The following is a 26,086-nucleotide window of genomic DNA, read 5'->3' on the forward strand; positions in this document are numbered from 1 at the left end:
CATAAATGTTTTGAATGTGATTGCAACAAACCACATGGACGAAAATAATATTTTGTTTCTCATTTTTGAGAAACTTTTTTTGTAATATCATATATGAACTATAATAAGGAATAACTAGTCTTAAAAATAGTTTTTTTATTGAATTTATTGTTATTTTTGATTAAGATTTATCTAATGACTGTTAATTAAAGAAGGAATTAGAAAAATGAGAATTGGAAATATTGAAATCAAAGGGCAAGTTTTTTTAGCACCAATGGCCGGAATTACGAATGAAGCATTCCGAATTATTTGTCATGAATTAGGAGCAGGATTGGTTTATGCTGAAATGGTTAGTGATAAAGCAATTTTACAAAAAAATGAACGAACTTTACAAATGATTAAGGTAAATAAATTAGAACATCCAATTTCAATGCAAATTTTTGGAACATATATGGAAACTTTTGTTGCAGCAGCAAAATATGTTGATCAACATAGTGATTGTGATATTATTGATATTAATATGGGTTGTCCTGCATCAAAAATTGGGTAGTAAGAAAAAAGCTTAGGTTTTATAAAAAATATAAATAAAGTAATTAAATACAAATTAAAGTAATCGCTTATTAAAGCGTTTTTTTATTTGCATTATTCATTAGATAGTATCTTTAAAATTAAAAATTAACCCATTTTTCCCTACAAATTAGTTAATTTTTATAATTTCCTTTCTGTGATTTATTATATTTTTTTTCGGTTTAACAACTAATAATATCATTTTTAATAAAGGTACTATCTGATGAATAATGCAATCTAAAACTTAATATTTTGATGCTTAAAGATGGATAACTCATCTATGGCACGAAACCTTAAAAAAGTGTGAAAGCGATTGGATTTACTACTCCTATTTATTTCTTTAATTCTCGGCGGGGTTAGTCGCCCGCGAAATGTCAGAGCGTGTGTTTTTGCTTGTTTCATAAAAAGAGTGCTGTTAAACCGAAAAAAACAATATCGGACACTAAAAAACAAGAGGGAGGAGCTCCAAAAGGTTATTTTCTTTATATAAAGTTGTGTAGGGATGGATGAAGCGTAATTAATAACTGGGTAAACTGTTTTTTTGTTTATTTCCGTGGGGGGTAAACTCTATCAAAATATCCTATCCGCCCCCGCTCACCCCCGAAGTGAAGCGGGCGGAGAAGTAATTAAATACTAAAATAAATTATCTACTAAATATCAAAATATTAACCAATAAAGGAATATTATGTTTTTTTACAAAAAGAAAATTATAAAATGAAAATATTACAAGATATGATTAAAGATTTAACAGATATTACTGTTGAAGAACAAAAAATAAATGAATATTTAAGCAGAGAATTTTTAGATTTACAATGTTCTAAATTAAACGGTGCTGTTTTACGATGTGCTAAATTACAAGATGCTGATTTAAGAGGTGTTAATTTATCTTTTGCTGATTTACGAGATGCTGATTTAAAAAATATTGAAATCACTAAAAAACAATTAGACCAATTAATTGTTATTGAGGATGATGAATAATGAATATAACAGAATGAATTAAATATGAAAAGTTAGAAAAAGAAAATGAAGCACTTAATAGTAAAATACGAACACTTAAAGAAGAAAATGAAGCACTTAAAAAAGAACTTGCTGAGTTAAAACAACAACAATTATATAAAGAAGATTTTAAAGAATTTTATTATTGTATTAATTGTGTAGATAAATTATCTTTTGATCGGTGCAGAAATTGTGATTGAAAAAGAATAATTGATTTAAAAGATAATTCAAAATATAACAAATTACTTAGTAAGGATGTGAAATATGAAAAAGTTAAATAAAAAAACTATTAACAAAATAAATGAATTAATGCTTAGAAGTTATCCAGTTTCAAAAGACAAAATTACTGATGAACACTGAACATTAGGTTTACGCAAAAAGAATTAAGGAGTATAGATAAAATGACAGAATATAAAAGTTTGTATATTAATAAAACTTGAGATGAAATAACAACATCATTTGATTGAGTTAATTGTCAACCTATTAATTGCCGTATTTAACATCATAAAAAACATTATGATTTGCAATGTTTAGAATGAGCCAAAATGTATTTAAATTTATTTAAAAATAAATGAGATGTTATTGTTTCATATATGAAACATTATAAAATTAACGATATTTTAGATTTAGCATCAGATGAATGAAAAATATTACAAATTGACCAAAAAATCAAAGGAATAAATTAAAATATATTATTTCAATTGACCCTGCTGGAATTGGACAAACTGGTATTATTATTTATAATGTTTTGCAAAAGAAAATAATTAATAATATTACTTTTAGTTCTAATTCTGAAGAAGAAGCAATAAATAATATGTATTTAATATTAAATGAGTTCAAAAATAAAATTTGTTAAGAAAAATTATATTTATACTGGAAATATTAAAATGACAGAGCATGAATTAGATGCTTGGAAACATTTACAATATTTTTTATTAAAAGGAGTTGATAAAAATGGCACAAACAAAAAGTAATTTATCTAAAAAATCAATAACTAATAAACCTAAAATAAAAAATAAAAAAGTTAATAAGTTAGAATTAACTGTTAAATTATATGAAAATCCTATTAAAACTAAAATTAAAGCACTTGTTGCTGCTGGTATTGAAGTTGATGCTTGTTTTTTATCTTTTCGAGTAGATAGTTTTGAAATTATACAAAAAGCGATTAGAAAAAGAACAAATACAAATATTAAAAAATAGGAGGAAAAGCAATGGCATTAAAAAATGTAAAATATGTTCTTATCAATGAAGATAATGAACCAATTAAAAATGAAGATGGTAGTTTAGATATTAAAACTGCTGAAGTTGAAGAATTTAATGCAAGTAATTTAGAAAATAGTAATCAACAAATCAACGAATTACAAACAAAAAATACTGAATTAACTTCTCAAATTGAACAACAAACTATTCAATTAAAACAAATTGAAGTAATTGACTTTATTAATTCTTTAACTGATAATGAAGAATTTAAAAATGTTTTATTAAAGTCTTATGATATTAACGATGATATTGAAGTTATCAAAACACAATTACAAAGTGTTTATGATGAATTAATTAAGGTACAAACAGTTAATACTGGTGGAGTACCAAAAACAGAAGAACAAAAAAACAATATTTTAGATATTGACAATGTATTTAATAAATAGAAAGAAGGTATAAAATTATGGCACAAAATCCACAAAGAATTTTCGGTGATATTGCTAATCAAGCAACAAAACGAGAACGAGAAGCATTTGAAGAATGATATTTACAAACATATCAACAAAAATTTAGTTGAGAAGATTTATTTGCGTGAAAATAAGCAAATAAATTTGGTTTAACATATAAAAGAAAGAAAAATATTAAATATAAACAAGGCCTAGGAAAAGGTGGTCAAGTATTTAATACCGATGATAACTTATTAAAATACTCAACTGTTGAGTTTGAAGATGGAATTGTTGAATTAGATACAATTTTAACTTTTGCTCGTAAATTAGACCCAGTAGAAAGTGATTTTAATCCTAATCTTTGATCCGCTGATATTGAACAAGCAATGGATACTGAAATTGCTTATAAACGAAATAAAATTTTAGAAATTATTAATAATGGAGAAGTTACAACTATTCAAGGAAATAAAGCTGATGATACAAATGCTTTACAAATCCACGATGAAATTATGGACAAAATATATGAAAATGGTTTTACTCCATCAGAAACAGTTGTACTAGGTTCAGCAGATTTTATCCGTGGAATTCGTAATAAATTACAATTACAACTTGGATCAAATGACCAAATTAATAGTGTAATTGAAACAAGTGGAGCAATGAAAACTGTTGAAGGAACAACATACTATATGGTTCCTAAAAAATTACCCATTATTAATGAAGATGGTTCAGAAGGAACAATTAATCTATTACCAAATGGTGTTAATGCAATAGCTTTTAAATTTAGCAAAAAATATGACCCACTTATTTTACGTAAAAAAGACCATACCCCATTAAGAGTTGGTGCGGCAGATTTAGGTACTGGAATGGGTAATACTTTAATTATGGAAAGAGTTTTATATTTGGGTGGAGCAGTAGTTGAAACAAAAGGAATTATTAAACACATTTATTCAAAGCCTGCTTTATCAAAAGTTATTACAGTACCTAATTTAGGTCAAATTACAATGGCTGGTGATATCCCAAAAACAGCAGAATTAGAAACTGCTATTAAAGTAAAAATTCCTAATTATCAAACTGGAGATGCAACATTCTCTAATATTACATCTACTGGCGCATTAGCAACTGGAAATCCAAATAAATATAGTGGAACAGTTTCTCTAATTTATTCAAAGTAAGTAGCGCCATAGATATCCACGATAAAATTAAAAATGTTGATAGTTTAACAAACGATGAAATAATTAAAGGAATTATTGTACCGCAAAAAGTAGTTAATGAAGATTTAAGACAACTTTTAAATGATAAAGTTTTAAAAGCAGTTAAAACAGTTGATGCAAGTTTAACAGTTGATGATTATGATTGATGACCTTTATTTTATCAAGGTTCGCCTTCAACTTACGATATAACTACAACATATATTTATATTGATATTTATATTGAAGGTAAAAATAATGCCACTGGTTTATCACAAATTCAATATTATAAAGTTCAAAAAGTAAATCAAATGAGTATTAAATCTTTTAATAAAGATAATATTGGGTCTTTAAAAAACCTTGATATAGTGATGTACCTGATTTAATTAAAAAAGCAGATGTAATTGCTGAAATGAATACTGGTATTATTAAAGCAATTCAAAAACTTAATGCTGGTTTAAGAACATCAGATTATACTGTTAATATTTTAGATTATGAACATAAAATCTTTAATGATCGCGATGAAGGTAATGTTACATCGGATGTAACATTACCATATAGTTTAAATGGTAAAAATTGATTAAATGAAGAAACTGTGGGAATGGAAATTATTGTTCCTGACGCTACTAAAAAAACCAAAATAAAAAATAAAAATGCCAATTGGAACAACAAAAACTTCTCTTATTTATAGTATTAAAACTCCATCCAGATTATCAATTCAGCAACAACAAAAAAGTTTTGCTTTACAATTATTAGAATTTTTAGGAATACAAGTTTTAGCACTTGGTTTATCAGTTTTAACTGGTGGGATTGCTTCTGCTTTTGGATTAGGTGCGGGATTATCTAATTTTGCTGCTGCTCTTATATAGTTTGGAGTAGAAACAGCAACTGATTTTACAGTTAATCAAATATATGATAAATTAACCGCAGAAGTTACGGCAAAAAGTACCGCTTTAAATTTATTGCCAGCAATTGGGGGTATTGGTAAATTAAATAGTGCTGCTAGAATAACAAAAGTTTTAAAATTAGCAAAAGAAACTAAACTACTTGAAAAATTAGGAATAGTAACTGCTAAAAACTTAGAAGATGTTGTAAGACAAGTTGCGGGCAAAAAAATTTTATTTAACAAATTAATATTTGATTTTACTAAACAAGCAAATAATGATATTTTATCATATACAATTGGGAAGTTAGCACGTAATGATTTTGCTAAAGGTTTTAAAATTTCTAATTTAGGAAAAATTAACAATCTATTAAAAATTGAAAAAAACTTACAAAAAATAAGTCCAAAGTTGGTACAAAAAGCACCTAGATTAACAAAAAAATATCAAGGATATGTTAATAATTGATTATCTGAGTATGGTTTAAGTTTTGAAAAAATAACAAAAATAAGTACTGATGAATGATATAAAATTATGACTGATTTGCATAAAAAAGGTATTGGTAAAAAATTACTATTAAATTTTAATTTAATGCGGGCAAATAAAATATATAAAAATAAATTAGTTAATTTTATTCATAAAACACCAATTAAATTAAATAAAATTTTAGACAAATTAGATAAAATAAACCCAAATTTTTATATTCAAAAAGTAACTAAAAAATTATTAGCACCAATTGAAAAAAGAATAATTAATATTAAACAAAAAGCAATTAATAAAATTAATGAACAAACTAGAAAAGTATTATCTAAATTTGAAACCAAGGCTATTCAAAAAGGACAATTAAAGATTTTTTTGATAATATTACAAATGAAATTGCTTTTAAATTATTAGGTGAAATTGTTAAAAAAATTAAATGAGAAAAAGTAAAGATATCATATAAGCCTGATAGTGCTAAGTATATTGATATTCCTGAATTTTCAGAAGAATATCGTTATCAAGTTTGATTATCACCAACTAATCGTAAAGGTGCTGAAGGTATGTTATGACTTGAACCACCTTATTTTACAGAAACAAAAGAAAATAAAACTTTATCTAAACATCAAGCAACTTGTTTTATTGATGATATCGATAAAACCCCTTATAGTATTGCTTTATATAATGCTACTGGTCGGGTTTATTTAACTAATGGTTCAGAGGGTTCTAATATACCAATTAATAGTGTTCGGGTTTTACGACAAGAAGTATAGAAAGAAAGTGAGGTGTTATAAATGGATTTAAAAGAATATAAATCAGAAATTTTGTTATTAATTCTCAAAGTATTTATTTGAGGATTGGGTGCTATTTTAATAATAAGTGCAGTTGTATTATTTTTTTGTAAGGTATTTAAAGTAATTGATATTGAATGACCAGAATATTTTTATATTGGATTATCGTTGCTTATTACTGGGTCTTTTATTTATTTAATTGATAAAGTTTTTGATTTTTTTAAAAAAGACAAAAAACAAGATAGTATTGAAGATGTTATTAAAAAAGAAGATACAAAATAAGAGGTGCTATAAATGGGATTATTACCAGCAAAGAAAAAAATAAAAAAAGAATATGATATTGATAGTTATTATCTTAATTTAGCATCAACAATTACTAATCGTAAAAATGTTAATGTTCAAAAACATAATGAGATTTTAGAAAAAAGAATATGTGAGGATAATGCTAATTTTTTAAATCTGCGTGAATTAGAAATTAGCATTATTAATCCAGTTACTAATCAGCAATTAGATACTAAATTAATTAATAACTTTTTAAAAATGCAAGATTTTACTAATAAAAATTGATATAACGAATATAAAATTAATAAATATGGTAAGGGTGCATATTTTATTTTTGTTAATAATTCAAAACTTAATTTTATTACGATTGTTTTTTACAATGACAAGTATGACGAATTGGGCAATTTAGTTTCTTGTACTTTTTATTATGACCCATATATTAAAAATAATCAAAGTATTTTTATTACTGAAAAATTAGAAATTGATGCTATAACTAAACAAGTAAAAGTTATTAGAACATTAAAAACACGATTATATAGTACTATTACCGATTTATATATTGATGATACTAAATGGAATAACTATACTTCTTTACAACGCGAGGAAATATTACCACTTAATTTTATTCCGATTGAAATTATCCCTAATAATCCTAATTTTGAACCTTCTGCTCGTTATGGCAAACAATTTGCTAGTATTTTAGATATAACCATTTCTTTTGGTCATTTATTTCAAGGTAAATATTCACTATTACCACTAGGACTACTATTTTTTAAACGATCAATATCTGCTTTTCTTAATAAAATACCTTGATAATTTCCATTTTTATCTTTTGCAAAAGCATAAGCACCAATAATTTCATTATAATCACTAGTATTTGCATTAAAATTAATTTCATGTATTTTAGGGCATGAATTTAAACTATCTCATTCAAATTTTTCACCTTTAAATATAATTTCTTTTCTTGGACTATACCCTGCTTCTTCCATTCTTTTACAATAAACTTTACTATCAATAACAGTAGTTAATTTATTTTTAAATGGAATAATATTAAAATCTTTACCAAAAATTAATCCTTTATTACTTAATTTAATAATTCCTAATGCTGTTATTTTTGCATTATCAGCAGTATTAACTAATTGCATATAACTTTGTCCATTTTTCATTTTTAATTCTTCAAGTGCTAAAATATTTTCTTTTAAATATTTATCATTAACTTTTAATTCATATTTAATAATTGAACTTTTAATATATTGTTGTAATTCATTTACCATTTTATTTCACTCCTTTAATTTGAATATTTATTCCTTTAATACCAACTACTTTATTATCAGTATTTGTATATCATTGTGCTTTAATTGTGTTTTTAACTAACTTTTCATCAACAATTAAATATTTAATTAATTGTTTTAATTCATATTGATTATCATTTTCTAAAAAATCATCATCAATCCCTAATACTTCAATATCTTTTATTAATAATTTTTCTTTAATTAAATTAATACCAACTTTTTTAATTCTTTTGGTTCTAATGATTTATCAATTTGCTCAATTTGTTCCATTACACGAACTTGTTCATCTTGAATTTGGTCTATATCAAGACCCATATCTGGTGTTAAACTATTTGCTTTTTCAAGTAATTCTTGTTTTTTTAATTCTTGTTCTTTTAAAAACTTTTGTTGTTTTTGTTTACAAGCTTGTGTTAAACTATTTGCTTTTTCAAGTAATTCTTGTTTTTTTAATTCTTGTTCTTTTAAAAACTTTTGTTGTTTTTGTTTACGAGCTTGTGTTAAATTATTATTAATTTCAACTCTGTATCTTTCAATATAATTTCTATAATTAGTAATTATTTTACCGATTCTATTATGTTCATCTAATAATTTTTGAACAGGTTCTAATCATTCTTTAAAAACAAAATTATTTTTAGTAATAGCACTTGGAATATCTTTTAAATGCACACCTTGATAACCATTTAATGCATAATAATGATTAATATGTCTAAAAATATACTCAGTTAATTCTTGTTTATTTTCTTCTTTAAATTTTTGAACATTATATGCTAAAATACTTTCATTTTTAAAATCATCTCCTTTTAAAGGAAATTGAAATGTAATACTATTTACTCTATTTTTTACAATATCATTCATTATTCACCCTCCTTACTAGGTAATTTGTCATATTTAGAATTATCTTTTAAATCAATTATTTTTTTTAACCACAAGTTAAGCACCGATTAAAAAAATAATCATCTCCACAATTCATACAATGAGCAAATTCTTTAAAATCTTCTTTATATAATATTTGTTGTTTTAATTCATCAAGTTCTTTTTTAAGTGCTTCATTTTCTACTTTAAGTTTGTCAAATTTAATTGATTCTGTTATATTCATTATTCATCCTCCTCAATAACAATTAATTGGTCTAATTGTTTTTTTGTAATTCTAGCACCTACTAAACAAGCATTTTCTAAATTAGCACTTCGTAAATTAGCATATTCTAAATTAACACATCATAAATCAGCACCTCTTAAATTAGCACTTTTTAAATCAGCATCTTTTAAATTAGCACCTTGTAAATTAGCACCAGCTAAAACAGTACGATTTAAATTAGGGCAATTTAAAAAAGCATCTTGTAAATCTAATACTTCACATAATTATTTATTTCTTTTTCATTCAATATCTTTTAAATCAATAATTACCGTTGATAAGCCATAATTATTATTTTCAATTTTTTCTCGTACTTTTGCTTCTTCTAGTGTGTAATAAGAATAAGTAGTTAAATATTCATTTTTAATAATTAATAAGTATTTTTTATTCATAATTTAATTCCTCCTAATTCTTTTTATTTAATGCTCAATGTTCATCAGTAATTTCATTGTGGGTAAGGATATATTTATTTTGTTTATCACATTTAAAGCAATAACCTCAATATCTTTTTTTAAGACAATATTTCTTTTTCATATTTACCTCCTGATTATTAATTTTGGTAATTGTTGGTATATTAACTACAATGTTCTACAATTTGTAGTTTTTTGTATAGTTAAGACGCCATATAATTACATTTCTTTATCCGCACCATTTCAGGTCAAAGCGTTCAGTTTTTAAAATAAATTCACTCGCACCTTGAAGAACCTAATGCTAATCGCAAATTTATTTATAAAGCGACCATCTCTATTTTTATTTTGGTTTGATGTTGACCTCGCACTTATTACCACTATCGCTTATTAAAGCGTCTATTATTTCCAGACTGATTACTGTTGGGTTAGACCACCAAAATATCTATTAAATTGTTAGATTGTTTTTCAAATAAAAAAACAACCCTTTAACAAGAGTTGTTTTGTCCTATTTCATCCTTTATTCTACATAAATAAAAATGGTTTAGATAAAGTTTTATTAAATTATTTAACATATCGCTACAATTATGATAGAAAATTTCAAGGTGCAAAATACGATGAAAAAGGTAATCCCACAAATAAAGCGGCTGAATTACGCCAACAATTTGAAGGACAAAAGCAGATGATAATTATTATTTTGTTGTGTGGCGTGGTGATGAAAATGGTAATTGAAGAATTATTAAATTTCAAAATATTAATTTTTCAGAAAAAAGAAAAAGTTTTAGATACACAACAACCTTATGTATTAGCATTAACAAGAGTGGGCGATAACTTATTTCGTGTTAAAATAGGAGCTGTAAGACCTATAACATCTTGGTCACAAGATGATGGAAGTTATTTTAAATTTGTTTATCATTGAGAAATAAAAGGTCAACCAAATACCATAATCATTGACCCCAAAACAGGGCAAATTATAGATTGAAATTTAAAACAACAAACAAATGTTAATAACAACAAAGACAATGAAATTAAAGTAACTGTTAAAAACAAAGATATTTCAGAAAATCCTATTTATCAATTAGAAGCAAATTTTTTTAATTGATTATCAATAACAAGCGAATTAGAAACAAATAACATTCCTTCTCTAATTCCTGCTGAAATTAAATTATCAGATGGTGAATATGGTAAATATTTAACTAGTTTGATTGTTTCTAATGACAAAATAGAAGATTATTTAAACTATTTTTCGCAATGATATATATTACTTTATTCAAAAGCAAATTGAATAAGTATAATTAAAAATTTAGTTGAAGATAGTATTAAAATAACTTTTTTTAAACACAAAAAACTATTTATTTTAAATAAAGTTGAAATATCAGGGATATGGGGTTATGGTAACTATGATATTATAATTTTTACAGAAAAAGAACAAATTAATATTAATAATTTAGAATTATTTCATAGAAACAATGAAAAAATATCATTAATTACATTAGAAATATAAAAAGTCACTTATTAAACTGACTTTTTATATTTCTTCATTAACTTTTATATTACCATTATAATCAATAATTAAATAAGGTTGTTGTGTATCTAAATTTCAACGATAAACAAATTTAAAATAAGTTCCATCATCTTGTGACCAAGATGTTACAGGTCTTACAGCTCCTATTTTAACACGAAAAAAGTTATCGCCCACTCTTGTTAATGCTAATTCATAAGGTTGTTGTGTATCTAAAACTTTTCTTTTTTCTGAAAAATTAATATTTTGAAATTTAATAATTCTTCAATTACCATTTTCATCACCACGCCACACAACAAAATAATACTTATTATCAACTTCATTAAATGGTTTTTCTTGTGGTGCTATTCATACTAAATTGTCTTTAATTTCTTGGTTATCAGTATTTATTTTGTTTTCTGCTTTTAGTTTTGCTAATTCTTCGAAAGCGATATGGATAATAACCATAAAACAAAGCATCGTATGGATCGTGGTACATTTTACTATCGGGTATATTTGTTTTTGTATCGCTAAATCTTAATTCACTAATACATTTATCTAAAAATGGTAAATTATCTAATATGCCATATATCTTGTCTTGAACAAACATTTTTCGTATTCATGTTACACGATTAATTATTCCCGCTTCTTTATTAAGTGATGTTTGATGTTTTTTAGCTTTAAACATTTTAATCTTATAACCTAAATACGGGTAAATATCTTCTTGTAATTTTTGCATAAAGTCGTGGGCATTAATGTCATAATGAAATGTGGCATATTCAAAACCATCAAATTTATCAAATTTATTAATTATTCATTGTCCGTAATGCTCTACTAACTCATTTAAATTCATTGCATTTTTTGGTGTAATAACATTTTCTTCAATTAAATATTTATCATACTCGTTATTTTCATTAATTTTATATCCACTAAATAAAAATACGGTATGGTCTTCAGTTCCATTAGCATAATCAACACCAATTGAATAACTATCAAATTGATACTGTTTTGTATTTGCATTATAAAAATCCTTTTAAATTATATTCTTTAATATATTTACGATAATTTCGTAAAACATAAATACTATGGTCATTGTCGTTATATTCAAATCCGTAATATTCAAGTTCAAATAAGTCTGGTCTTTCTTCTTTGTTGGTTAAAACAAGTTTTTTAGTGATATTAGGTATTTTACTTCAAACAGCACCCATTGTTAATCGTATATTAAAAACACCTAAACCATTAAATGCTTGTTTATTTTCTGATTATATTTGGTTATGTTTCTTTAAAATATTTTTAATTCTTTCATTTAAAGGTAAATACGGTGTTATAAATTTTTCATAAAATACATGGTATTTATCAAAAGGATTAAAAGTAAATTGATTAGAATATGTTTTATGAAAATATGTTGTTATTGTTGTGTATTGTTTTGTTATATTATCTCATTCTTTAAATGTCCAGGATAATTCTTTTATAGGAATAGGATTGTCTAAATTATATTGTTCATTTTTATTTTCATCGGTGTATTTCTCGTAAGACACTTTTAAACTTTTAGAACGAAACATTGAAACTCTTAAATTATTATATCTTTTATCTAATTCTTTATCAGTTAAGATTTCTTTTTCTTCGGCATGTATAATTTCATCAGTTCACGCTGTTATAATCCCGCTACCTTTACCAACTTTACCCATAATTTTATTACCATTAGCATAACCAGCAAAAGCAATACGAACACCACTAGGAAAAACAATTTCTCCACCTTCTTTAACATTTTTGGGTCAAATAATACCATTTTCATTGTCTGGTCCTAAATCAATACCATATTTATCATATAAGTAATTACATACATTAATTGTATCTCCAAAAGTAGTGTCCTCATGTGTATTAGTATATCTTCGTAAAATATTAGATGAAGCATCAGTAAAATTACAAGCATAAAATAATTTTTCTGCTATATGATTTCATGTTTTATTAGTACCACGACCAGCAGAAACAAACTTAAAAAAACTTGGTGAAGTAAAATAACGGGCATAACTATCGCCAACAAAGTCTTTAAATACTTCTCAGTCAAAACCAAAATTATAGTCACTAAAATTTAAATCATATTTTTTTATTTAAATGTTCATAACTAGTAATTCGTTTTTTATTATTAATTTTAGTAAAGTCTTGCATTTTTTAGATATCCTCGCTTTCAAATTATGATACAATAATAAACATTATCAAATATCAAATTAAGTATTATTAATATCATATTAAAAATATTTTTTAAAGATAGGGAAATAATAAGATGGGGTTAAAACAAAATTTGTTAGGAAATTATAAAGAAAATAAAACAATCGAGACACAAAATGAAGTTAAAAATTTATTAATTAATAGAGATAATGAGATATTTAAATTATATCAACAAGGACAAATATTACAAGGATATAAGGTTGTATCAAAATTACCAAAAACAATTAAAACAGAATATGGAAATATTCCTATAAAAAGACGAAGATATGTTAAATATGATGAAAATAAAAAAGAAAATATTAATCGTTACCCATTAGATGAAGAATTATGTTTAAAAAAATATGAAAGAATTGAAAAAAATTAAAAGATAAATATATTTCTTTTATAGGCGATGGAAAAAGATATAAAGATGTTTTGCATACAACAGAAAATGCTAACATTAATGAAAGAACAATATCTAATATTTTTAAAAAAGCTGATTTAGAAAAAGTTGACTATATTAGCAACAAAAATAACAATAAAATTAAAATTACAAATAATGTTTTATATATTCAAATTGACGGTGCTTTTGTTCCTATGTGAGAAAATAAAAAAAGAGTTGAAAAGAAAATATTTTTTTCAACTATGCATATTGGTATTGATGAAGAAAAATCAACTAAAACAAGAAAAGTAATTAAAAAGAAAAAAGGTGTTTTTCAAATAATGGATAAAAATACTAATAAAAATGAAAAATATAGTTTTAATAATTTTATTGATAAAATTTTTAAACTAATGGATACTTATGATATTAATGAAAATACTATAATATTAGTATTAAGTGATGGTTAAAAACAAATTAAAAAAATTTACAAAGCCATAAAAACAAAATATAAAAATAACAATGTATTATATAGTTTCGATAAATTTCATTTAGTAAAAAGATTTAAAGACTTATTCCCATATAGAAATAGAAACAAAATTCGACTGTATAAATTATTTAAGGGTATTTAGTATATTTAAGAAATTATGGAATAAATAATCCATCTACTTAACTTAAAGATACCATGTTTAATTTTATTGTCAACAAATTTTTATATTTTTTTAAATTTAATCACAGCAAAAAATGCATTTTTATTAAAATTATTTAATTTAAAAATAAAATTAATAAAGATGTAAGTTTTGTTGTTCAGTTTTATTAAAATTATTATATAAAATACTATTATTTTCTGGTGGTTTTTCTGGTTGTTTAAAATCCTTAATATTATTTCTTAATTTTAGCATACTAGTATTCAATTTATTTTTAACAGTTTTTTCGCTATAAATTCCTTTTTTAGAAAATATGCCCTTACCATAATGGGAAACATCACCCTCCATATGACAACCAATATTATTTCATAATGTTTGATTTTTAATACCCTCTTCGTTATTTTTAATTAAGTTAATTGTTTCTCTTAAAAACTTTTTAGAACTAGGAATAAATGACTCACTTTCTTTTAAACATTGTAATAATTCATAATATTTTCCATTATAAAAATAATCAACAACTTGTTTAAAAGTTTCTTTATTTTCTTTAATTTTTCTTCGGTGGGGTAATAAATCCTTAAATCTTTTTACTAAATGAAATTTGTCTATTGTATAATGAACTTTGTTATTAGGAAAACGATTTGCAATAACTTTTTTAACCCCTTTAATTCAATCTGCTCCATCACCTAAAATCATAATTTCGGTATCATCTTGAATATTATAATTACTTATTATCAAAAGTATTAATTTAACAACAAAACGGGTTAATTTTGTTTTTTTAGAAATATAAATTGGAATATTATCTATTTCGTAAACACCTAACTTATTTGCAATTACATGTCTTTTTTCGGTTGATTTTTCTTGATCATATCCAGTGTGAACGGTAGAAATTAAGGTGTGTTTTTTAATCTTTTTTCCTTCATATCACACTTTCATTTTTAAGTATGTTCCATCCACTTGAATATATAAAGTATGCGGAACATTTATTTTGATATTGGTATCATTAATATAATATTTGTCGTTTGTTGTTGCGTTTTTTATTGTATTTGAAATTGTCATTAAACTAATTTTTGCTTGTTCTAATGCATCTGAAATATCGCGGTATTTTTTATCATCACTTAAAAACAATAAAATTCTTTCTTTGACGTCATTCCCCAGTCTTTGTCATTTTTTAATTCCTAAAAATTTATCTAAAATAAAAATATATTCTTCTTTCCCTGTTATTGGATTAATTTTATAATATCGTCGTCTGCGAAATGTTATTTTACCTTTTAAAGTAATTAATGTTTTTGTTCTTATTTCTTTTACTCGATAATGTTTAAATTTATCATATTTTTGATAATTTTGAAAAATAAGATCATCGTACTTTTCTAACCTATATGCAATTTCTCCAACAGCATATCTATTCAAATCTTCATATGTTTTATTAAAAAAGTTTTCACCATTAATAATATTATTAATATCCATTTTAAAGTTGTTTCCTTTCCTGATTTAAAAATAAATCATCACACACATTAAAATAAACACCTAAAAAAAGCAAGTTATTTTTAACTTGTTTTTCCAATATTTAATTTTTTTAATATTATTTAATACAATTTTGATAATTTTTTGATAACAAATATATTATATCTTAATTTAAAATAAAAAAACAAGATTTTTAATCTTGCTTAATTATTATTTTTTTGTTTATTTTGTAAATTCATTAATGTTTGATAAAATTTTTTAACGACTTTAAAATCTAAATAAAAATCATCATCTTTGTCTTGTTCCTTATATGTTTCTATATTTTCTTTTAAATCATTAGTTATTTTTCCTTTTTCATCAAAATTAACAAATATATAGTCATGATAAAAACTTCCCTCAGGAGTTATTTTAAATTCAATACCTGAAACATTATCATTTTTATCAAGATAAACAGTAAGAATTTGTATTCAAATATCTTGCTTAATTTTTTTGATTTCTTCAAAAAGTTCTAATATGTTGTGGTTTCAATTAATATCTTTAAAAAAACCACTTTTTTCGTCTTCTTCGTTATCATTTTCTTCATTATCATCATCTTTGTATATATTAAATTTATCCATAAAATGTTCTGATTCGGGTTCAAAAATTGCTTGTGGTGCCATATATATAATTAACTTCCTTTCTTAAAATTAAAATTGTTTTATAATACTAATATATTATCAAAATAAATATTATTTTTGAATATTTATATTTTAATATTTTAATTATATTTTCGATAAATAATCATTAAATTTGCATAATTCATTATATAATTTTTATATAAATAAAATATCAAGAAAGGACTGGGTTATTATGAAAAAATGATTAAGTTTTTTAGGAGCAATTACATTACTAGGAACAAGCACAACAAGTCTAGTTGCTTGTAATAATATACCACAATATAACGAAGATGAATTACAACAACTAAAAAAAGAAAACCAAATATACACAAATTGCAAAGAAATAAAAGAAAACTTAGAATGAATTTGCTCACAAGAAAAACCATTTAATACAGTGGATAATAAATATTATTTTGTAGTGTGGCGTGGTGAAAAAAATGAAGAATGAAAAATTGTTAAATTTTTAAATAATAGTAATTTATTAAAAATTGATAATTTTAATAATCGCCAGTTAGAAAAAACGGATTTAGCATATGGAAAGGATTTATATATTAGTAATAATTCTGGTTTTATTAAATATGTATCAAATTGACAAAGAGATGATGGAGCTTATTTTAAAGCAGTTTATCGTTGAAATGGTGATGAGCAAAAATTACCTGATTTAATTGTTGATAATAATGGCAATGTAAAAGTTAATAGTGAATAAAAAAAGCAATTTTTACTAAATTGCTTTTTTTAATTTATTTAATTTTCTTTTTCATCATCTTTTTTAATTATTTTGTTGATATTATTTTCTTTATTTTCATCTAACAAAATACATTCATTATTAATTTTTTCTTTTAATTTTAGCATTAGTTTATTAATTTCAGTGAATAAAATTGGCAATCCCAATGTTAAACCGTGAACTATTCAATATGCTAATCGTAGAAAAAATAACTTAGTCTTTTTCTTTTTCATTTTTATTACCATCCTTATTTTTTTGTCTGATATTTATTTTATTGTTATTAGCAAGTTTGTTATTTATGATTGTAATAACATCTAATTTTGTATTAATATTATTAATTTCAATTTTAATATCATTTATTTTTTCTTTTAATTCTTTGTTTTCATCTCTGATTTTTTGCTGTTTTTTACTCAAAATAGTTGCCGTTATGCCGGTTGTTCCACCAGTAAAAAGTGATATAACCAAAACAATAATTTCTAAAATAGTTTCACTCATTTTTTAATTCTCCTTATTATCAAATTAATGGTTCTCAACTTCCAAACGATAGCAAACCAATAGCGGCTGTTGTCACAATACCACGCTGTGCTTTATCTCATGTTTTAAAATCTTTTCATACTCAAAATTTAATCATCCCACCATCATATTTTAATATCGGTGATCATTCTTCTCCACCATTTCAACGATAAACTGCTTTAAAATAAGCTCCATCATCTCTTTGTCAATTTGATACATATTTAATAAAACCAGAATTATTACTAATATATAAATCCTTTCCATATGCTAAATCCGTTTTTTCTAACTGGCGATTATTAAAATTATCAATTTTTAATAAATTACTATTATTTAAAAATTTAACAATTTTTCATTCTTCATTTTTTTCACCACGCCACACTACATAATATCATTTATTATCAGTTGTTTTAAATGGTTGTTCGTCTGGTGTCATTTCTTTTAATCTGCTTTTGACATATTTGACGCTGCTTTCTATTTTGTAGGGCATTTCTCTAATTCTTTTGTCTAGTTGTGCTGTTTTTTGATCCATTTTTTCCATTTCTTTGGTTCATTTTTTATTGAATTCTTCTTTTTTTTCTTGGGCATATTCACAAAAATTAATAAAATTGCTAGGGTCTTTGATTGATTGATAACGAATGGGAACTCGTGCGGTATATTCTCAATTAAAGGATTTTATTTTTTCGCCTTTTAGGGGTAAATTAAAACTAAGGATAGGGAATTCATAAATTCCGTCTTTATGTCTTGTGTTTAAGTTATCTTGGGTTAATCTTCCTTTGTCTGTTCATACAAAATATTCGCTAGCACATTTATTTTGATAAATTGCTTGGTATTTAAAATCATTTACTTGATTAATGTTATCGATTATGGCTGTTGCTATTGTTTTTGAATTATCGTTTCAAGTCATGGCACTTTTAATATTTTTTCATGGTTTGTTTTCTTCTTCGTTGGTTTTTTCAAAATAGAATTTATTGTCAATTTCGCTTGGTTCAACTTCGTCAATTTTAGTGTTAATGGGACATTGTTCTAATAATTCTGTTAATTTTTCAATTTGTTCGCTTTTGTTTTCTCCTAAACTTTCAATAAATTTTTTATTAATATATTGGTAGTTTTCATCTGGGTTGTCTATATCGGGGATTGGATATACTAATGGTGCTTTTGACATATCTATTTTAATTGTTAAAAATATTGTTGTTGTTGTTTCTGCTTGGTTTTTTGCATACGGTATTAAGTCGTTGATATCGTTTGTGGTGTTGTTTTCTACTTTAATCATTCTTCCGCAAATGCTTAAATAAAAAAATGGTATTTCTTTGTTTCCTTTTTTTGTTTTTATTTTTGCTTGAATTCCGTTGTCTTCATATTTGAATTCTGCTTCTAAGTTTTCTTGTTCGCCAAATCCGTAAAATAAAAAACCAGTTGAATTGTTATCACATAGTTTTAACATTTCTTCGTTATAATTATCGCTATTACCCAATAAGTTTATAGCGTTTTTATTGCTTAATTCTTTATTAGCATAGTAGGGGATTGTTTGGTTTCTTAATAAAAAATCGTAATATATTGCTTGGTCGCGGTCTGTTAAATAATCTTCTGTATTGTCAAATGTTATAAATCTAAATGCCATTTTTTTGCCTCTCTTTTATAAATATTTTTTTTCTAATTTATTAGATGTTTTATCTCATTCACTATGTAATGCGTTATTAGCAATCATTTTTTTATTTATTGTTTCTTTAATGTTGTTAAAATTATTGTTTAGATTGTTGTTTAGTTTTGTGTGTGGTTTTAAGTCTTCTCAATATTTTTGATTTTCTTTTATATTGTAAATTGTGTTATTTTGTAATTGATAGGTAAATAATTCAATATCATAGCTTCATTCTTCGTTTTTAATATCTTCTCATGATAAATTACTTTCATTTAATAATTCGTTTGTTAGTGTTTTAATTTCATTCTTTTTTGTTCTTAAATTAATATTAAAAATAATTTTTTTAATTGAATTTCCACTGGTTGCTTGTAATTCATATTCTGTGTCTTCTTCAATTTCAATAATTCGCCCATAAATTAATATATATGTTTGATTAAAAACAACTTTATTTCCAAGGTGTCTTTTTATTAACTTTTTTTCTTCGTTTAAAAAAATAATATTTTTATCTTTAACAAAAAAACTAGCAAAAAAATCTTGAATAATTCCATCATCACACGCTTCTACATTACAATTAGGAAATGTTTTTAAAACTATTGCCATAATTTAACCACCTTATTATTTTCATTATTATCTAACATAAAAAATCACCAGCCTTAACAATAATAATTAACCCCATCATTTATTGTCGTCGTGATGATACCGTCATTAAAAATATTTGTCAAATAAAAAAAGACAATTTATATTGTCTTTAAAATAATTTATGTTATAATATATACAAATTTGTACTTATTCAGTCGTAACAAATTCCTTAAATATTATGTGAATAATCTTCTTGTCTGCCTGTTTGTGGTTGTCTAGGGGAACTCGGTTATGAGTTAAATTCATTCAAGTAGTTCAACATTATTTATTTACTATAATACGACTGAATAAATACAAATTTTTTTAATTTTAATAATTATAATTAGTATTGTTTAATTTTCAATAAGTAATAATTATTACTTATTATCGTGATGATACCGTCATTAAAATTATTTGTCAAATAAACAAATAAAAAAATAGATATTAAATCTCTTTTTTATTTAAAAATTTATTTTTTTTATTTTTATTTTATTTTTTTGTTTTAATTCTTTAATTTTATTTATTAAATTAATTTCAAAGAACTCACTATCCATTTTAAATTTAAATTCAACTTCTTCAAATTCATTAAAATCTTCTATTGATAATAAGTATATCTGATCACACTTAATATATCCATCTTTAACATTTCCATGTTTTAATGAATAATCTAAATTTTCTATTTTATTTTTTTTTTCTATTTTATGTTTTTCATCTTTATATGTAGACATTGGTAAAATTGCTATTTCAGATTCATAATAACCTAAAATACACATATATCTGTTTTCTAAAATAAAATTATCTATTGAACGAAATTTTTTTCCAATATGAATAATTCCACCTATGATGATATTTTTAATACTAATCATACCGTATTGTACTTAAATCTAATAATGTATAATTTTTTATTCCTAATAATTTAAATAAATCATTTTTAGAGTAATAATTTATAATTTTTTCATCACTAATATTTTTATTTTTTGGGGTTTCTTTTCATGGATCACATTCATGTGAAAAATCAATTAGTTTAGTTGTTGAAAATTTATTTAATTCAAATAATAATGAATCTAATTCTATTTTTTCTAAATTAGTTATTTTATTCAATTTTACTTTGTTTTTTGGAACTTCAATAGGTTTGTCTCTATATTTTTTATATTTACTATAAATGTTTTTAATTACTGGTCCTAGATCTCATCTTTCAAATTTATCATTAAAAAGTTTTTGTTGTTTGTTAACTAAAAAATATACATATATAAAATAAAGACTTTTTTGCAATTTTAATTGTGTAATTTCACATTTATGTTCAACACCGTTATTAATTTCATAAATACGCTGTATTATGTATTCGCTTAATTTATATGCTTTCATTTTTTTATTTCCTTTCTGATAAATATAATTAATTATATAATAAAAATAAAATATTGTTGCATATATTTTAATTTAATTAAATAAAAAAAGAGATATTAAATCTCTTTTTTGTATTGCTTAATAACTATTATATCTAGTTTTCATTCAATAGTTAATTTAAGGGTTAAAAAATAAGTAAAATCCCTTTTGGTTTACGAGTAAAAGCAATAGAACACCATAGATATTCTTACAACTAGAAACATAACTTATTTGTGGTGATGATACCGTCATTAAAAATATTTGTCAAATATATAATAAATGAAAATTTGTATATATAATACCATATTTTTTTATTTTTCCTTTAATTTTATAAAAACATGCTATAATTAAATAGCAAGTGATGTTGCGAGTTATTCTAGGTTCTACTTGCAAGTTTAAATAAAGAAAAGAAACCTTGCCAGTCAATAGTCTGTGCAATACTATAAATAAAAAAAAGAGATTTAATATCTCTTTTTTTATATTTACTTTTTATTAAATGGCGGAACAGGAGAGACTCGAACTCTCACATCGGTTACCCGACCTAACATCTTAGCAGGATGTCCTCTTGTCCAATTTGAGTACTGTTCCATATAGAAATACTAAAAATGTCATTTATAGTAAATCATTTTAATATTTACCTATATTCTTTCTATTTTTTCTCATTAATTATATAAAATATAATTGCTTGTAAATACCTTTATTACTTGTTTTAAGGGGCATATTAGTTAATAAATGTTAAAACTTACTTCATAATCTTACTTGGCCGAATATTAGAGTAATTGTGTTTTTATTGCTTTCTAAAATTATCCCAGATAAAATGCTGTTATATTCTTTATTGTTAAATAATAGGGTAAATTTATCTCTTAATTGTAAATTGTTTAAATTTAAAATATTGTTATCTTTTGTGATATCAAATTTTATGAGGTGTGAGTATTCACTTAACTTAAATTCTTGATTGCTAATAGTTATAATATTTTCTAAGGTAAAGTCTTTTTCTTCTAATTCATAAATTTTATTTTTTATTAAATTATTTTGTAAATTATTATTATTATTATTTTCATCATAAGAGATTGTATTATTTTTTAATAAGTTTGCTCTTGTGTAACTGCTTGAGTTGTTTTTTTGGTAAAAATCAATTCTGTTGATACTTTTTTGGTTTAATTCTTCAATTTCTATATTTGTAATACATTTAATATTATCTTTTACTTTATAATTATTTAATTTGATATCTTCTTGTCCATCTTTGCAAATGTCACAATTTAAAAAAAAATTTTTTAAATCAATATTAAATTTTAAAAATATATTTGTTATTTTAAATATTTTGTTAATAAATTGATAACAATTAAATTCTTTTTCTTCATTTTCTTCAAAAAATTTAGGATTATTATTATTTTCATCATTAATTTTTTTATTAAGTTTAATAAAGGGAAGATTTTTATAAATAATTTTTATTAAAGTAAAAAAATATATCAACTTTTATTTTTATATATGTTGTAAATTTTAAAATCAAAAATAGATTCAATATTTTTAGTAGTAAAGGTATATAAATTTTCATCTTTGTTTTTTTCAATATGAGTAATAATTCCAATATATAATTGATTTTCGTTATTCAAAATACAAACAATGTCTTCAATTTCAACATTAAGATTATAATAATTATAAGCATTAAAAGTTGATAGTTGCGGGGTATAAATATCTAAAAATATCTTATAATTTTCAACAATACAATTATCTTTATAAAATAAAGATCCTTTTTCAAAATCAACTCCAAATATAATTAATTTAGTTCTATTATCTTGATAAATATTTTTATCTTTTTTAATTTCTAATTTTAATAATTCATCTCTTGCTTTTTGTCTTGCTTTTTCTTCTGCTTCTTGTTGTGCTTTATTAATTTCAAGCACAATATTAGATAATTCATCAAGATAATCAATCATTAATTTATAATCAGGAATTTGTAATAATCATTCGGCATGTTGAGGATTTAATTTTACAACTTCATCAAAATTAATTTTTTCGTCATTAATTTCTTTTGTTAATTCTGATATTTCTTCTTTTAATTCTTGGATTTGTTTTACAATTTCTGCATTTAAAGTATTGTTTTTTAATTTATTAATAATTTCTTTTTTATCTTCTCTAATTGCAATTATTTCGTCACTTCAGTGTCTTTTTGTTGAACTTCCTACACCCATTTAATTTCTCCTTTTTCTAAATTAAAATATATTCTTCAAATTTTTTAATATTAATATTTCCAACTTGTTTGTCTTTTGAAAGGTTAGAAGAATATAAAATATGATAGTTTCCTGGTGGAATTTGAATAAAATTAGTGTATTTAAAATCTTGATATTGATATATGTTGTATGATTTTTCGTTTTTTAAATCAACTTTTATAATGCTTTGAGTTTTTATTCTACTATCTATTATTATTTTTTCATTTTCATTTATTTCAGCATTAATTTTAAGCTCACTTATTAATTTACCATTAATATTTTCTAATTTTAAATATGGGTCTTTTGTGGGACCATTGATTGTTATTAGAGTATCTGATGCTAAATAACTATTATTACTAATTTTAATTTTTTCATTATATTGATTGGTATATTTAATGCGATTTAACTTAAAATAATATTTGTTATTATGTTCATTGTATCTTTTTCCGCTTGTTTTATTTGGTTTAATTTCAAATAATTTATCTTCTTCTTTTTTTCAGTTAGTTAATTGTTCTAAAATAAAATCAACCTCTAAATCATTATTATTATTCAATTCTGTTTTAATAATACTTTTAATAATTACCTCACAATAATATTCCAATTTTGTTTTTTCATTTATTCAAAAACTATAAAATAATAAAAAGGGGGAAGATTTATTATCTAAATTAATATTTAATTTATTAATAAAATCATTAAATTTACCATAGGGATTTGGGCCTATAAATAATAATTTAAAATTTATTTGATTTAAAGAATGCTTACTATTATTTAAAATAAAATTATTATCGATGTTTAAATAATTATTATCAAAATTAATATTTAATCCATTAAATGATAAAATAATGATATTATCTAAATCACATAAATTAATTAAATTATCTTTACTATTACTAATTTTAAAAGTTCTAAATGGTAAATTATACATATTTTCTCCCTATACTCTATTATTTCATTGCCCTATATATTCGAGTATTTTTTCAGCTCGTTCTTTATCATTTTCTCCTTCAATAATAATTGTTGGTTTAAATTCATTTTTATTTTCAATTTTATTATAGTTATTAGTTTGGCTTTCTTGGTTAATGTTTTGTGGTGGTTTATTAAATTTATTATATAATCATACCCCACCAGCAGCTAAGGCAGACAAACTAACTAAAACACCATAAAGAATTGGGTGCTTTGCCATTCCTAATAAAAGTGTTTTTAATGAACTAATAACATTTATTATTTTTCCAATTGTGTAAACAACAGCCCCCAAACTTGCTGATATTCCCAAAATAATAAAAATAGTTTTTTTGGTTGTATCATTAAACATATTAAAAAAATTTGTTATTCCTTTAATAATTGGTATTAAACTGACTTCTAAAAAAGAAACCAAAGACTCAAACACGGGTAATAGGGCGGATGCTAAATTCATTTTTGTAATATTAATAACATGTTTAAATTCATTTCATTTTTTATTTAATATTGTTGTTTTGTCAACATTTTCATTTGAAACAATACCTAAATCTTTAATGTTGTTTGTCATTTTTTTAATTTCTTGATCTGATAAGGCAAGCATTGGAATAAGGTTTTTTCCTAACTTAGAACCAAAAATATCCATTATTAAATTATTTTTTTCAGTTTCATCACTTATTTGTTCTAATGATTTTTTTAATTCTAAAAAAATAGTTCCTGTATCTTTTAAAGATCCCTCATTATTTTTAATGTTAATTCCTAATTTATTAAAAGCTTCTGTTGTTTCATTTGATATTCCATAAGAAATAGCACTAATACCTTGTCGTAATTTTTTAAAACTCTTTTCTAATTCTTCGCTAGTAATTCCAGTTCTTTTTGCAATATAACGAAATATTTGTAAGTTTTCTGCTGTTATACCAATTTCTTTTGATGTTTTTTTAAGCTCACCAGCATATTTGGCGGTATCAACAGTTATTTTTGTTAAAATTCCTTTGATTGCTAAAATGGGTATTGTAATATGTGTGCTTAATTTTTTTCCGATTTCTTGACACTTTGTTCCAAATTCTTCAAATTTTTTAAAGGGAATATTTTTTATTTCTTGGGCAGTATTTTTTAATTTCTCATTAAAGTTGTTTAGACTGCGATTAGATGCATCAATATTTATTTTTGTATATTCATATTCTTTATTTAATTTATTTTGTTTTTGTATTAATTTTTCTTTTTCGGCAGTATCGTTTGTTTTTGATAATGCTTCTTGTGTTTCTAAAATGGCTTTATTTAATTGATTATATTTTTCAATTAAAAGTTCTTTTTTTTCTGAAATATTATCAATGATATTTTTATATTCATTAAATTTTTCATTTAAAATATCAATTTCATCACCGTTTTTAAATTTTAAATTATTATCAAAATTTTTTAATTTAGATCCTGATAGTTTTATGTTATCGGCTATTTTTTTAAAATTGTTATTTAATTCTAAAACATTACTATCAAGAGTTATGCTCATTCCTTTAATTTCTTTTGCCATAATTAACTATTCCTTTAAAAAAATTTATTAA

Annotated in this window: 40 protein-coding genes, 1 tRNA gene and 1 pseudogene; 20 read left to right on the forward strand and 22 right to left on the reverse strand. The window is 23.2% G+C overall.

The features are described 5' to 3' along the window. Positions 1-205: 205 nt before the first annotated feature. The 16 genes and pseudogenes from SDAV_RS00085 to SDAV_RS14230 form a co-directional block, all read left to right on the forward strand. A pseudogene (locus SDAV_RS00085) lies at positions 206-523 on the forward strand (tRNA-dihydrouridine synthase); the annotation flags it as partial. A 737-nt stretch (positions 524-1,260) separates the two neighbouring features. After that, a complete protein-coding gene (locus SDAV_RS00090; RefSeq protein ID WP_222611554.1) occupies positions 1,261-1,524 on the forward strand; it encodes a pentapeptide repeat-containing protein in 264 nt (87 codons plus the stop codon). Beyond that, the gene (locus tag SDAV_RS00095) at positions 1,524-1,823 is read left to right on the forward strand and encodes a hypothetical protein (RefSeq protein WP_114564069.1); all 300 of its coding nucleotides are present in this window, start codon (positions 1,524-1,526) and stop codon (positions 1,821-1,823) included. Before SDAV_RS00090 ends, SDAV_RS00095 begins: the two co-directional genes overlap by 1 nt. Next, complete coding sequence (locus SDAV_RS13790; protein ID WP_281268808.1) at positions 1,807-1,929, forward strand: hypothetical protein; 123 nt, start codon at positions 1,807-1,809, stop codon at positions 1,927-1,929. The genes SDAV_RS00095 and SDAV_RS13790 overlap by 17 nt, the downstream gene beginning before the upstream one ends. Before the next feature lie 158 nt (positions 1,930-2,087). Further along, positions 2,088-2,228, forward strand: a complete 141-nt coding sequence (locus tag SDAV_RS11570; protein WP_186823400.1) for a hypothetical protein — start codon at positions 2,088-2,090, stop codon at positions 2,226-2,228. Next, positions 2,183-2,398 (forward strand): hypothetical protein, encoded by a 216-nt coding sequence (locus SDAV_RS00100; protein ID WP_114564070.1) that lies wholly within the window; start codon positions 2,183-2,185, stop codon positions 2,396-2,398. Before SDAV_RS11570 ends, SDAV_RS00100 begins: the two co-directional genes overlap by 46 nt. 98 nt (positions 2,399-2,496) lie before the next feature. Continuing rightward, a complete protein-coding gene (locus SDAV_RS00105) occupies positions 2,497-2,742 on the forward strand; it encodes a hypothetical protein (RefSeq protein WP_114564071.1) in 246 nt (81 codons plus the stop codon). A gap of 11 nt (positions 2,743-2,753) precedes the next feature. Then, positions 2,754-3,188, forward strand: a complete 435-nt coding sequence (locus SDAV_RS00110; RefSeq protein ID WP_114564072.1) for a hypothetical protein — start codon at positions 2,754-2,756, stop codon at positions 3,186-3,188. 17 nt (positions 3,189-3,205) lie between these two features. Next, positions 3,206-3,343, forward strand: a complete 138-nt coding sequence (locus SDAV_RS11575; protein ID WP_186823401.1) for a hypothetical protein — start codon at positions 3,206-3,208, stop codon at positions 3,341-3,343. Positions 3,344-3,574: 231 nt separating this feature from the next. Further along, positions 3,575-4,360 carry a hypothetical protein gene (locus SDAV_RS00115; RefSeq protein ID WP_114564073.1) on the forward strand — a complete coding sequence of 262 codons (786 nt, stop codon included), beginning with the start codon at positions 3,575-3,577 and terminating at the stop codon, positions 4,358-4,360. A gap of 427 nt (positions 4,361-4,787) precedes the next feature. After that, the gene (locus SDAV_RS00120) at positions 4,788-5,066 is read left to right on the forward strand and encodes a hypothetical protein (protein ID WP_114564074.1); all 279 of its coding nucleotides are present in this window, start codon (positions 4,788-4,790) and stop codon (positions 5,064-5,066) included. Continuing rightward, on the forward strand, positions 5,029-5,244 hold the full coding sequence (locus SDAV_RS00125; RefSeq protein ID WP_114564075.1) for a hypothetical protein: 216 nt from the start codon (positions 5,029-5,031) through the stop codon (positions 5,242-5,244). The genes SDAV_RS00120 and SDAV_RS00125 overlap by 38 nt, the downstream gene beginning before the upstream one ends. Positions 5,245-5,337: 93 nt before the next feature. Then, positions 5,338-6,150 carry a hypothetical protein gene (locus SDAV_RS00130; RefSeq protein WP_114564076.1) on the forward strand — a complete coding sequence of 271 codons (813 nt, stop codon included), beginning with the start codon at positions 5,338-5,340 and terminating at the stop codon, positions 6,148-6,150. A gap of 146 nt (positions 6,151-6,296) precedes the next feature. Then, positions 6,297-6,506, forward strand: a complete 210-nt coding sequence (locus SDAV_RS00135; protein ID WP_114564077.1) for a hypothetical protein — start codon at positions 6,297-6,299, stop codon at positions 6,504-6,506. Positions 6,507-6,527: 21 nt separating this feature from the next. Further along, the gene (locus tag SDAV_RS00140) at positions 6,528-6,806 is read left to right on the forward strand and encodes a hypothetical protein (RefSeq protein ID WP_114564078.1); all 279 of its coding nucleotides are present in this window, start codon (positions 6,528-6,530) and stop codon (positions 6,804-6,806) included. Between the two features lie 12 nt (positions 6,807-6,818). Then, the gene (locus tag SDAV_RS14230) at positions 6,819-7,622 is read left to right on the forward strand and encodes a hypothetical protein (protein WP_114564079.1); all 804 of its coding nucleotides are present in this window, start codon (positions 6,819-6,821) and stop codon (positions 7,620-7,622) included. A gap of 677 nt (positions 7,623-8,299) precedes the next feature. Here the strand turns inward: SDAV_RS14230 and SDAV_RS00150 are convergent. From SDAV_RS00150 to SDAV_RS13795, 5 genes are all read right to left on the reverse strand, one after another. Beyond that, positions 8,300-8,953, reverse strand: a complete 654-nt coding sequence (locus SDAV_RS00150) for a hypothetical protein (RefSeq protein WP_114564080.1) — start codon at positions 8,951-8,953, stop codon at positions 8,300-8,302. A 64-nt stretch (positions 8,954-9,017) separates the two neighbouring features. Continuing rightward, entirely contained in the window at positions 9,018-9,194 is a 177-nt protein-coding gene (locus tag SDAV_RS11580; protein WP_186823402.1) for a hypothetical protein, read from the reverse strand. Beyond that, positions 9,194-9,457 (reverse strand): pentapeptide repeat-containing protein, encoded by a 264-nt coding sequence (locus tag SDAV_RS14550; protein WP_114565570.1) that lies wholly within the window; start codon positions 9,455-9,457, stop codon positions 9,194-9,196. Before SDAV_RS14550 ends, SDAV_RS11580 begins: the two co-directional genes overlap by 1 nt. Further along, positions 9,458-9,622 (reverse strand): hypothetical protein, encoded by a 165-nt coding sequence (locus tag SDAV_RS11585; protein ID WP_186823403.1) that lies wholly within the window; start codon positions 9,620-9,622, stop codon positions 9,458-9,460. A gap of 13 nt (positions 9,623-9,635) precedes the next feature. Beyond that, positions 9,636-9,764: a hypothetical protein gene (locus SDAV_RS13795; RefSeq protein ID WP_281268810.1), complete on the reverse strand. Its 129-nt coding sequence runs from the start codon at positions 9,762-9,764 to the stop codon at positions 9,636-9,638. Positions 9,765-10,352: 588 nt separating this feature from the next. Here SDAV_RS13795 and SDAV_RS00160 point away from each other — a divergent pair. Further along, positions 10,353-11,141, forward strand: a complete 789-nt coding sequence (locus SDAV_RS00160; RefSeq protein WP_114564081.1) for a DUF3688 family protein — start codon at positions 10,353-10,355, stop codon at positions 11,139-11,141. A gap of 24 nt (positions 11,142-11,165) precedes the next feature. On the opposite strand, the gene SDAV_RS00165 is transcribed toward SDAV_RS00160, so the two are convergent. The 4 genes from SDAV_RS00165 to SDAV_RS00180 form a co-directional block, all read right to left on the reverse strand. Further along, positions 11,166-11,606 (reverse strand): hypothetical protein, encoded by a 441-nt coding sequence (locus SDAV_RS00165; protein WP_114564082.1) that lies wholly within the window; start codon positions 11,604-11,606, stop codon positions 11,166-11,168. Continuing rightward, a complete protein-coding gene (locus tag SDAV_RS00170; protein WP_114564083.1) occupies positions 11,536-11,991 on the reverse strand; it encodes a hypothetical protein in 456 nt (151 codons plus the stop codon). Before SDAV_RS00170 ends, SDAV_RS00165 begins: the two co-directional genes overlap by 71 nt. A 166-nt stretch (positions 11,992-12,157) precedes the next feature. Further along, a complete protein-coding gene (locus tag SDAV_RS00175) occupies positions 12,158-12,346 on the reverse strand; it encodes a hypothetical protein (RefSeq protein WP_114564084.1) in 189 nt (62 codons plus the stop codon). 54 nt (positions 12,347-12,400) lie between these two features. Beyond that, positions 12,401-12,826 carry a hypothetical protein gene (locus SDAV_RS00180; protein WP_114564085.1) on the reverse strand — a complete coding sequence of 142 codons (426 nt, stop codon included), beginning with the start codon at positions 12,824-12,826 and terminating at the stop codon, positions 12,401-12,403. Between the two features lie 596 nt (positions 12,827-13,422). Here SDAV_RS00180 and SDAV_RS00185 point away from each other — a divergent pair. Then, positions 13,423-13,731, forward strand: a complete 309-nt coding sequence (locus SDAV_RS00185) for a hypothetical protein (protein ID WP_114564086.1) — start codon at positions 13,423-13,425, stop codon at positions 13,729-13,731. After that, entirely contained in the window at positions 13,695-14,195 is a 501-nt protein-coding gene (locus tag SDAV_RS00190) for a hypothetical protein (protein WP_114564087.1), read from the forward strand. Before SDAV_RS00185 ends, SDAV_RS00190 begins: the two co-directional genes overlap by 37 nt. Positions 14,196-14,507: 312 nt before the next feature. Here SDAV_RS00190 and SDAV_RS00195 read toward each other — a convergent pair whose 3' ends face one another. After that, positions 14,508-15,836: an Mbov_0401 family ICE element transposase-like protein gene (locus SDAV_RS00195; RefSeq protein WP_114564088.1), complete on the reverse strand. Its 1,329-nt coding sequence runs from the start codon at positions 15,834-15,836 to the stop codon at positions 14,508-14,510. Between the two features lie 200 nt (positions 15,837-16,036). Further along, entirely contained in the window at positions 16,037-16,492 is a 456-nt protein-coding gene (locus SDAV_RS00200) for a hypothetical protein (protein ID WP_114564089.1), read from the reverse strand. Between the two features lie 190 nt (positions 16,493-16,682). Here SDAV_RS00200 and SDAV_RS00205 point away from each other — a divergent pair, with 190 nt between their 5' ends. Beyond that, the gene (locus SDAV_RS00205; RefSeq protein ID WP_114564090.1) at positions 16,683-17,195 is read left to right on the forward strand and encodes a lipoprotein; all 513 of its coding nucleotides are present in this window, start codon (positions 16,683-16,685) and stop codon (positions 17,193-17,195) included. Between the two features lie 38 nt (positions 17,196-17,233). Here SDAV_RS00205 and SDAV_RS00210 read toward each other — a convergent pair whose 3' ends face one another. The 11 genes from SDAV_RS00210 to SDAV_RS00260 all read right to left on the reverse strand — a co-directional run bounded on the left by SDAV_RS00210 (position 17,234) and on the right by SDAV_RS00260 (position 26,055). Then, a complete protein-coding gene (locus tag SDAV_RS00210) occupies positions 17,234-17,446 on the reverse strand; it encodes a hypothetical protein (protein WP_071937516.1) in 213 nt (70 codons plus the stop codon). Next, positions 17,427-17,708, reverse strand: a complete 282-nt coding sequence (locus SDAV_RS00215; protein WP_071937173.1) for a hypothetical protein — start codon at positions 17,706-17,708, stop codon at positions 17,427-17,429. The genes SDAV_RS00210 and SDAV_RS00215 overlap by 20 nt, the downstream gene beginning before the upstream one ends. Positions 17,709-17,724: 16 nt before the next feature. After that, positions 17,725-19,344, reverse strand: a complete 1,620-nt coding sequence (locus SDAV_RS00220) for a hypothetical protein (protein WP_114564091.1) — start codon at positions 19,342-19,344, stop codon at positions 17,725-17,727. A gap of 15 nt (positions 19,345-19,359) precedes the next feature. Beyond that, positions 19,360-19,962 (reverse strand): hypothetical protein, encoded by a 603-nt coding sequence (locus tag SDAV_RS00225; protein WP_114564092.1) that lies wholly within the window; start codon positions 19,960-19,962, stop codon positions 19,360-19,362. Between the two features lie 479 nt (positions 19,963-20,441). Further along, positions 20,442-20,846 carry a hypothetical protein gene (locus SDAV_RS00230; protein WP_114564093.1) on the reverse strand — a complete coding sequence of 135 codons (405 nt, stop codon included), beginning with the start codon at positions 20,844-20,846 and terminating at the stop codon, positions 20,442-20,444. Further along, positions 20,839-21,345 (reverse strand): Panacea domain-containing protein, encoded by a 507-nt coding sequence (locus tag SDAV_RS00235; RefSeq protein WP_114564094.1) that lies wholly within the window; start codon positions 21,343-21,345, stop codon positions 20,839-20,841. The genes SDAV_RS00230 and SDAV_RS00235 overlap by 8 nt, the downstream gene beginning before the upstream one ends. 515 nt (positions 21,346-21,860) lie before the next feature. Continuing rightward, positions 21,861-21,951: transfer RNA gene (locus tag SDAV_RS00240), tRNA-Ser, on the reverse strand. A gap of 147 nt (positions 21,952-22,098) precedes the next feature. Continuing rightward, on the reverse strand, positions 22,099-22,836 hold the full coding sequence (locus tag SDAV_RS00245; RefSeq protein WP_114564095.1) for a hypothetical protein: 738 nt from the start codon (positions 22,834-22,836) through the stop codon (positions 22,099-22,101). Next, positions 22,815-23,555: a coiled-coil domain-containing protein gene (locus SDAV_RS00250; RefSeq protein ID WP_114564096.1), complete on the reverse strand. Its 741-nt coding sequence runs from the start codon at positions 23,553-23,555 to the stop codon at positions 22,815-22,817. Before SDAV_RS00250 ends, SDAV_RS00245 begins: the two co-directional genes overlap by 22 nt. A gap of 16 nt (positions 23,556-23,571) precedes the next feature. Further along, positions 23,572-24,498 carry a phage distal tail protein domain-containing protein gene (locus SDAV_RS00255; RefSeq protein ID WP_114564097.1) on the reverse strand — a complete coding sequence of 309 codons (927 nt, stop codon included), beginning with the start codon at positions 24,496-24,498 and terminating at the stop codon, positions 23,572-23,574. 9 nt (positions 24,499-24,507) lie between these two features. Continuing rightward, a complete protein-coding gene (locus SDAV_RS00260; protein WP_114564098.1) occupies positions 24,508-26,055 on the reverse strand; it encodes a phage tail tape measure protein in 1,548 nt (515 codons plus the stop codon). Between the last annotated feature and the right edge of the window lie 31 nt (positions 26,056-26,086).

The organism is Spiroplasma phoeniceum P40, assembly GCF_003339775.1.
Classification (GTDB): Bacteria; Bacillota_I; Bacilli_A; order Mycoplasmatales; family Mycoplasmataceae; genus Spiroplasma; species Spiroplasma phoeniceum.